The following is an 8,615-nucleotide window of genomic DNA, read 5'->3' as shown; positions in this document are numbered from 1 at the left end:
CTGGCACATCTCTTGATGAAGTTATTCGTGCTTATTGTGCAGAAAGAGTGTCTCATACTTATTTGAAATGACTATAACAGCTTGCTCAGCCCGAACTCTTTGCCGCCCATAGATTTATGACCAAACCAGCAATTCGCCTCCACAGCCACCAGCGACCAGAAACTGGCCTTCGGGATGCCATGCCAAACAGGAAAAACCCCCTTCTGCACCTTCTAGAATTTGCAGCAATTGTGCTGCTTCAGACCACAAACAAACTTGACCGTCTGCGGCTGCGGAAGCTAATAAAAATGTGTTAGGTTGAAACGCGATCGCATTTACCACTTTTTCATGCAGTTCTAACCCCCAAGAATCCCAACCGATACTTTCATCAGCGTGTTTTTCCCACACTGAAATACCTTCAGAACTCGCAGCAGCTAACAAAGGCGCACCCAAAGAATTAGTTTTATCCGACCAAGCTAACTGCCGAACCTTCCCCGGAAAACCCTGCATTACCCACGGTTCAAAATTGCCCCATTCATTAACAATTAGAGTATTGTCCATATTGCCGCAAGCTAAATATTCCCCTTGTGGCGACCAAGAAACTGCACCTGTTGCGGAGGGTACTGATAAAATTTCCGGGTCTTCGTCCCAGTCTTCGCCATGCCAAACTTTGACGCCTTTATAGCCGCTAACTGCCAGATATTGAACCATCGGATGCCATGCTAAATCGAGTATAGATGATGACTCGAAATTCAGCGTTACTTCCACAACATTATCCTCAACATTCCATACTTGAACGTAGCGACCCATACTGAAAGCTAACTGGTTGCAGTTGGGACTCCAAGCTAACTTATCAACCCAAACGCGCTGGTTATCCAAATCAGCAATTAATTCCCCAGAATTAACGCGCCAAATTCGCACTTTTCCATCTTGTCCGCCAGCAGCTAGGAATTGGCTGTCGCGGGAAAAAGACAAGCAATCGGCTGATTTACCCGTGGCAGTTTGTAGCGTTTGCAATGACAATTCATTAACTGCCCCTACTTTCGCCAGCATCACTTCGCCTGCCGCAGAACAGACTCCTAAAGTTGTGCCATCCCGCGACCAAGTAACAGCAGTTACGTAGTCAGACAGCATGGCTGCGGCGTGAAATTTCAGGGTTTGTTCGCTACTTTTTAAACTAGACACCGACGGAAATCCTCTCGCAATTGATTTTCGTTTAAGTTGCGGCCGATGAATACGAGTTCATTTTTCGGAGTTTCGGTGGCTTTCCAAGGTCTATCCGGTCGGCCATCAAACACCATGTGTACTCCTTGGAAAACAAATCGCTTGTTGTCTGCGGCAACATTCAAAATTCCTTTTGTCCGAAAGATATTCGGGCCTTGAGTTCGCAACAATTCCTCCATCCAATCGCTGAATTTGTTGCGGTCAATAGCGCCAGATTCTACTATTGCGACGGAAGTAACAGTTTCGTCGTGTTCGTGAGTGTGTTCGCCCAAAAAGTCTGGTTCGATTTCTAAGGCCCGGTTCAAATCAAATGCTTTGATGCCCAACAAAGCATCCATTTCTAATTCAGCGTTGCGGGTAGGGTGAATTTTAGCCATTGCATTCATGGCGCGAATTCGCTTTTCTAATTTTGCTAATTCTTCCTCTGTAACTAAATCAGTTTTGTTGAGCAAAACTACATCAGCAAAGGCAATTTGTTCTTGAGCTTCGTCTGCGTCCCAGTGCTGCCAGATGTGTTTGGCATCGACTACGGTGACAACTGCATCTAGCACTAATTTTTCCCGCATATCTTCGTCTACAAAAAAGGTTTGAATTACGGGTGCTGGGTCGGCTAAACCTGTGGTTTCAATGACTATGTGGTCGAATTTGTCTCGCCGCTTCATTAAGTTGCCGATAATCCGAATTAAATCGCCTCGGACTGTACAGCAAATGCAGCCGTTGTTCATCTCAAAAATTTCTTCATCGGCATCAATTATGAGTTGGTTGTCGATGCCTACTTCGCCAAATTCGTTGACGATGACTGCAACTTTTTTGCCGTGTTCCTGTGTTAAAATGCGGTTGAGCAGCGTAGTTTTGCCTGCACCTAAATAGCCTGTGAGAACGGTAACAGGAACTGATTCGATCGCCCCAGCAGTCACCATACTTGACCTCGATTATTGTACAATGATAACCATTATCGCTATTGTACACCAGACCTGCTGGCAGCGCCCACAATATTAAATAATGTTAATAAATTGTTTGTCAGAGCTTGTCGGGGCAAGTTTTACCAATAATATTTGCTGCAATTCAAAATATCGATAAACCCGCCCCTCTCAGATGACAATTAATTGTTAATCATAGCTGCAATTCGATCGCGCTCTAACTCTCGACCGATCAGCACTAATTTGGTTTGGCGGAGTTCAGAAGGTTGCCAAGGGCGATCGTAAAAATATTCTATCCGCGAACCCACACCTTGCAACACCATCCTCATCGGTTTCTTGGGAACCGCCACAAACCCTTTAATCCGATAGATTTCCTCCTGCTGCATCAAGGATTGCAGTTTTTTCACCAAAGCTTCAGGTTCAAATTCGCGATCGGCAATAAAGTAAGTCGAGTTAATATCATCATCGTGTTCGTGTTCCTCCTCAGCATCGTGGTGACTGGGGCGAGACTCCAAATCATCCTCAACCGCCGCATTAAATCCCATAAGCACATCAGGGTTAATTTCGCCACCTTTGCAGGGCACAATTTTCACACTCGGACGCAACTCTTGCTGCAACCAGCTTTGGACTTTCTTGTGAGTTTCCGCATCTACGCGATCGACCTTCGTTAAAAGTACCATATCGGCACAGGCTAACTGGTCTTCAAACAATTCCTCGATCGGAGTTTCGTGATCCAAACTATCATCAGCCTGTCGCTGTGCCATCAAAGCATCAATATCACCGACAAAAGTACCGCTAGCAATAGCTTCGCAATCGACAACAGCAACAACACCGTCTACAGTAGCACCCGTGCGAATTTCCGGCCAGCGAAAAGCTTGAATTAAAGGTTTAGGAAGTGCGAGGCCAGAAGTCTCTATTACAATACAATCAATTTGTTCTCTACGCTTCAACAATTCCTGCATAGTCGGCAAGAATTCCTCCTGAACAGTGCAGCAAAGACAACCATTTGTTAGTTCTACAATATTGCTGCTGACATTTTCTTCTTCGTCGCAAACTTGACAATCGCGCAGCAGTTCTCCGTCAATTCCAATTTCGCCAAATTCGTTGACCAGAACAGCAATGCGGCGACCTTGATTATTTTGCAATAAGTGGCGAATTAAGGTAGTTTTGCCGCTGCCGAGAAAACCAGTGATGACAGTAACAGGAATTTTGTGCATTGATAATTTTGTGCTGATTTGGTAATGGGATATCTAGTTCCCAGGCTCTGCCTGGGAATACCGATCTAGAGGCTCTCCCTCGCTGGAATAAAAGATCGGTTTTAATAGGAGGCACAGCCTCTAGGTATGTGTTACCAGGCAGAGATAGTAGGTGACAACTTAAGACTGAAGCCTACAATAAAAGTCGCTTTTCGGCCAAGTCTAGATCCCCCTAAATCCCCCTTAATAAGGGGGACTTTGAGAATATTTCTGGTCCCCCCCTTATTAAGGGGGGTTAGGGGGTATCTAGATTTCGATAAAAACAAGAGAGACGGTGGGTTGAACGTTAAGTTGTCACCAAGGGGCCGATCCTAAAAACAAGAAAAACTCTAATTAGGAAGCGGTGGAATCTTCGCTAAAACGCCTTTTTTCAGAGCTTGAGGACGCTCAGACCAAGGCAACAAACCGTCGGGTTTAGCATAGTATTGACCCGCGCATTCGAGTACAGCCTCGACGCTTTCCGACTCATTTGCTGGTAAATCGCCAAACAGATAAGTGTACTTTCCTACCGCAGCAAAAGACACCGCACAAGAGTGACTGCAAGCACTCATGCACTCAACCTCTTGAATCTCAAACTTATCAGAAAACTCCCAATTTTTAGCGAGTTGCGACAAATTTTCCATGAATTGTTGGCCGCCGCTTTTGCCTTCGCGCTTGCCGTTTTTCCAAACACTAGCGCAAGCAGTGCAAACAAATAGACTGTGCTTTGTGCGTACAGTCGCATTAATTCCATCCATCATCCGTACCTCGCAGATGCGTTCAAAAGTGAGTTAGATATCGGCGGGCATTCTGACTTTAGAAACCACAACGGTTTCATTACAGTTGCGGGACAGCGCCGGACTTGCACCGAACTTTCCCCGTTTCCTCTAGCGACTGCTCCCCGCTAGAACCGATCGCGAAATCAAATCCTATCACACTTGCCGCCTTTTTTCAAAAAAGTTATGTTTGTAGGAGCGATCGTTTCGTTCTTAGTAAGGACTTTAGTCCTTATAAGATAACGGCTTCAGGACTAAAGTCCTTACTACCAACCATAGTAATTACCTATGAACGCTTTTCCTGACTTTTCCCAACATGGCTATCAAATAAGTCGCGAACTCGGATACAACAGTTTGGGCGGTCGCGTCACCTATCTCGCCACAAAAATTAATACAAAACAATCCGTTGTAATTAAGCAATTTCAATTTGCCCAATTAGGTGCTAGCTGGGCAGAATACGAAGCTTACGAACAAGAAATTAAAGTTTTGCAAAATCTGGATCTTCCTGGCATTCCGCGCTATCTCGATTCTTTCCAGACTGACAGCGGTTTCTGCATGGTGCAGGAATACAAAAATGCCGAATCTGCTGTCGCCCGGACTTTTTCGCCGCCGGATATTAAACAAATTGCGATCGCCACTTTAGAGATTTTAGTTTACTTGCAAGCTCAGAAACAGCCGATAATTCACCGCGACATCAAACCGGAAAACTTGTTAATAGATGACGAACTCAATGTTTATTTAGTAGACTTCGGTTTTGCGCGGCTAGGAGGTGGAAATATCGCCGCCAGCAGCGTTGTCAAAGGTACGATGGGATTTATGCCACCGGAGCAAATGTTCAACCGAGAATTAACCAAAGCCTCGGATCTTTACGGCTTGGGGATAACGCTCATTTGTTGGTTAACTGGGACAAAATCTGCGGATGTCGGTAATTTAATTGATGCTAATTATGGCATTCATTTTCGGCATTTAGTACCGCCGTTGCAGCAGGGTTGGATGAATTGGCTGGAAAGGATGGTAGCGCCGAGAATTCAAGATAGATATCAGTCGGCGGCTGATGCTTTAACTGCACTAGAATCTTTGGATGTCCGCAGCTTGCCGAAAGTGATAATTAGGCGCGATCGCATTCAATTCACAGCTACTGAATATGGAGAAATCTTAACAGGGACGATTGACATTAGCAACCCAATTCCCGATACAATACTTTGTGGCCGGTGGGAAGTCGCGCCGCATCCGAACGATCCGCCCCATACGCCCTACGACCACTCTTGGATCTCCTTTGAACCGCAGGCATTTGAAAGCAATAATATCGAGTGCAAAATCGCAGTCGATACGAGCAAATTGCTGGAAAATCAAACTTACAACCGCCAAATCATCTTGCGCGCAAATTCTGAACCCGAAACTCATACAATAGAATTGCAAGCTACAACAGCCCCGCTGCCCGTACCGCAAAAAACTAATTTTTTGTCGGTATTCAGGCTGATTTTTATGTTCTGTTTGATATTAGCAAGTTTTATGTGCTGTTTGCTGTTAACAGTTTTGATAGTTGACTGGATTGATTATGGTTTCGTCGTCGATCCGCAGGTTGACATCTTTTTGTATTCGGGGACTACTACTATCATGCTTCCCATCAGTCTTACGAGTGGCTTCTTGGGATTTTTAGTCGCCGAAATCGCTATTACAGCCCAATCAAACAAATATGATTTTAATTGGTTTCTAGCTTTATGTGGAGGGTTAATAGGATTGATATTTTATCATGTTATTAGCAGCATATTAACCAGTATTGTTTTTGATGTCGCGAAGGGTACGATCGATTATAAATTAATGGGTTTTGTGTATGCTGGGTCAGTGCTGGTTTCGCTCGCAGTCACTTTACTTGGAGCCTTAATACTAGGAGAAAGGATTACGAATGTTACGATCAAAAATGTTACGATAGTAGCAGTTATTATGCTGCTTTTATCATTTTCCTTGTATGCTAATAGCTTTAGCGTCGTCTTGATTTTAGCGCTGGCATCCCTGATTTACAAGATAGTCACTTCGGTATTTAATAAGCTGATTGACCAGCAGATAGCCAGACAAATTCTTGAAGTAGATGCTACCAAAAGAGCTTTTCTTACTGCCGGATTTTGTATGAGTTTGTCAGTAGCATTTATAAACTTTTTAAAGTTAAAATCTCACTTAGCCGGGGTTGAACCCAGAGAAATATTAGTTGTAGGAGGAACGATAATAACATCTCTAGCCGTCACGGGAATTCCGTTAATTGACTCGCTCGTTTTTCAACCAAAAAGAATGCTTGCCAACTATCGCAAATGCCGACAAAATTTAATTAAACCGTAAAAAATTGTTCGCAGCAAGGACTTTCAACCTCAATGACTGAAGTCCTCACTAAAAACCTTACCAAACATTAAGAGTCTGCATTCCTGCCTGTTGTTAACGGATTGTTTCGAGAGTTCGCTTTAAATCCAACTCTTAAAAACCTCGCTATTAACTATCACAACTCTCAACTACTAACTATCAACTATTTACCTATGAATGCTTTTCCTGACTTTTCCAACTACGGCTATCAAATAACCCGCGAACTCGGACACAATCGCGCTGGCGGTAGAGTTACTTATCTCGCTACCGAAATTAATACCAAACGTTCCGTCGCCGTCAAACAATTTCAATTTGCCCAAACAGGCGCTAATTGGGCTCAATATCAAGCCTGCGGACAAGAAATTCAGATTTTGCGAGAACTCGACTATCCTAGCATTCCCCGCTATTTAGATTCCTTCCCAACTGCATCGGGTTTCTGCATGGTGCAAGAATACAAAAATGCCCCTTCCTTGGCAAATTCTAACCGCTGGAAGCCCGAACAAATCAAGCAAATTGCTATCTCTGTTTTAGAAATACTCAAATACCTGCAAAATCGGGTTCCGCCAGTCATCCACAGAGATTTAAAACCCGAAAATATCTTAGTAAATGACCGGATGAATGTTAGCCTTGTCGATTTCGGATTTGCTAGAATCGGCGGGGGAGAAGTGGCCGCCAGCAGCGTTGTTAAAGGCACTTTGGGCTTTATGCCGCCAGAACAAATGTTCAATCGGCAGCTAACTGTTGCATCGGATTTATACAGTCTCGGCGCGACGCTAATTTGCTTGCTAATCGGCATCAATTCTACCGAAGTTGGCAGTTTGATGGACGATACCGGGCGGATTAATTTTAAAGATCGCTTGCCGCAGCTAACTCCAGAGTTTCTTGACTGGCTGCAAAAAATGGTGGAACCTAATTTCAAACACCGCTATCCTTCGGCGGATGCTGCCCTCAATGCTTTGATTCCTCTAGAGGTAGTTCAGCAGCGTAACAAGTCAAAACTCGCACTGATATCAGTCGGATTATTAACAGCAATTGCTGCTATCTTTATTCCTTTGTTCGGGAAATTTCCCGAACCTCAAACAGCAGTCAATCTCAAACCAGTAATCAACGCAGTAAAGTTAAATCCTCAGATTCAAGTGATGTTAACTGACGAACTAGAATCGACAAAAACTCGAGATTTCTGGTCTTTGAAGCAAAAGAAAAAAGTCTATTTTGCTGTAAGTGCTGCTAACTTGCCAGAAGGAAAATATAGAACTTCTTGTAAGGTTGTCAACCCTCAAGGACTATTCGCAGCCCAGAGTCAATCTTATTTAAAAACGACGGACGATCGATTAAATACTTGGTGCTGGTACCATTTTCAAAAAGAGGACAAACCTGGCAATTGGCAGTTTCAATTTTACTTAGACGGTCAAAAAGTAGTGACGCAAAAGAGTTTCAAGGTCTTACCTTAACCTCGTTGGACACGGGTGGCAGTCCACCTGTTACCGGCGATAACGTTGTTCCTGGCGGGCAGTGAATTTTTTTGCCGTCAAAAGTTGGCGGACTCCAAGTTTCTGCATAACTTGCGTTCTCCCGATCGCTCTCGCATGTAGCATCAAAAATTATTATTAGATTGCTACCCTTTTTTTTGTAAGCAAATACTGCGCCCGTGTAGGATTTACCGGGGTTCCTATCAGTAGGTTTGGCGATCGCGATCGCGCTTTCAAATTGTGCTGGTTGGCGGTGATTGTGCCTAGTTTGAACCGGGCCCATTGATGAGACGATCGTGTAATTATATTTTTTGGTCTGTTCTTTAAGTCCAATACCCAATTTTGCAATGGAATCGCTAAATTGACCGTATTCTTCATAGTAAGCTGACTGCCCATGATTGATGGATGAAATATATTTTAGGGCTTCATAACCCCTTGACGGGGACGAGGGCAGGACGATCGTATTGAGTTTGAAATCGTAACCTGACGCCATGATGCCAGCCACAAGCGCGCTGTAAATTGCAATCCTCGGCAGCAAACTGGATACTGGCAATCTCGATTTTTTACTGGCTTTAGCTACATTGACTGACATTTTTTTAACTGTCATAAAGTAAATTTGCCAAGCTTGTAGGGTGCGCTGCACACACCCTACAAACTATA

General features: G+C 44.0%; 7 protein-coding genes and 1 riboswitch. Of the genes, 2 read left to right on the top strand and 5 right to left on the bottom strand.

What is annotated here, in order from left to right; all coding sequences use genetic code 11:
- Positions 1 to 114: 114 nt before the first annotated feature.
- From QUA57_RS17950 to QUA57_RS17935, 4 genes are all read right to left on the bottom strand, one after another.
- Complete coding sequence (locus QUA57_RS17950; RefSeq protein ID WP_333062594.1) at positions 115 to 1,164, bottom strand: WD40 repeat domain-containing protein; 1,050 nt, start codon at positions 1,162 to 1,164, stop codon at positions 115 to 117.
- Positions 1,152 to 2,123 (bottom strand): GTP-binding protein, encoded by a 972-nt coding sequence (locus QUA57_RS17945; RefSeq protein ID WP_333062592.1) that lies wholly within the window; start codon positions 2,121 to 2,123, stop codon positions 1,152 to 1,154. The genes QUA57_RS17950 and QUA57_RS17945 overlap by 13 nt, the downstream gene beginning before the upstream one ends.
- A gap of 182 nt (positions 2,124 to 2,305) precedes the next feature.
- Positions 2,306 to 3,340 (bottom strand): cobalamin biosynthesis protein CobW, encoded by a 1,035-nt coding sequence (gene cobW, locus QUA57_RS17940; RefSeq protein WP_333062590.1) that lies wholly within the window; start codon positions 3,338 to 3,340, stop codon positions 2,306 to 2,308.
- 368 nt (positions 3,341 to 3,708) lie between these two features.
- Positions 3,709 to 4,119: a DUF1636 domain-containing protein gene (locus QUA57_RS17935; RefSeq protein ID WP_333062588.1), complete on the bottom strand. Its 411-nt coding sequence runs from the start codon at positions 4,117 to 4,119 to the stop codon at positions 3,709 to 3,711.
- A gap of 22 nt (positions 4,120 to 4,141) precedes the next feature.
- A riboswitch (cobalamin riboswitch) is annotated at positions 4,142 to 4,288 on the bottom strand.
- A 134-nt stretch (positions 4,289 to 4,422) separates the two neighbouring features.
- On the opposite strand from QUA57_RS17935, the gene QUA57_RS17930 reads away from it, so the two are divergent.
- Together QUA57_RS17930 and QUA57_RS17925 are read left to right on the top strand one after the other, a co-directional pair.
- A complete protein-coding gene (locus QUA57_RS17930; RefSeq protein ID WP_333062586.1) occupies positions 4,423 to 6,468 on the top strand; it encodes a serine/threonine-protein kinase in 2,046 nt (681 codons plus the stop codon).
- 191 nt (positions 6,469 to 6,659) lie between these two features.
- Positions 6,660 to 7,937, top strand: coding sequence for a protein kinase domain-containing protein (locus tag QUA57_RS17925; RefSeq protein WP_333062584.1), 1,278 nt, complete (start codon positions 6,660 to 6,662; stop codon positions 7,935 to 7,937).
- On the opposite strand, the gene QUA57_RS17920 is transcribed toward QUA57_RS17925, so the two are convergent.
- A complete protein-coding gene (locus QUA57_RS17920; protein WP_333062582.1) occupies positions 7,921 to 8,562 on the bottom strand; it encodes a type IV pilin-like G/H family protein in 642 nt (213 codons plus the stop codon). The two genes, QUA57_RS17925 and QUA57_RS17920, sit on opposite strands and share 17 nt — an antisense overlap.
- Positions 8,563 to 8,615 lie beyond the last annotated feature (53 nt).

The sequence above is a fragment of the Microcoleus sp. Pol7_B2 genome (assembly GCF_036701035.1).
Lineage (GTDB): Bacteria > Cyanobacteriota > Cyanobacteriia > Cyanobacteriales > Microcoleaceae > Microcoleus.
Note: the sequence above shows the minus strand (reverse complement) of the source record. Positions and strands in the feature narration are given on the sequence as shown.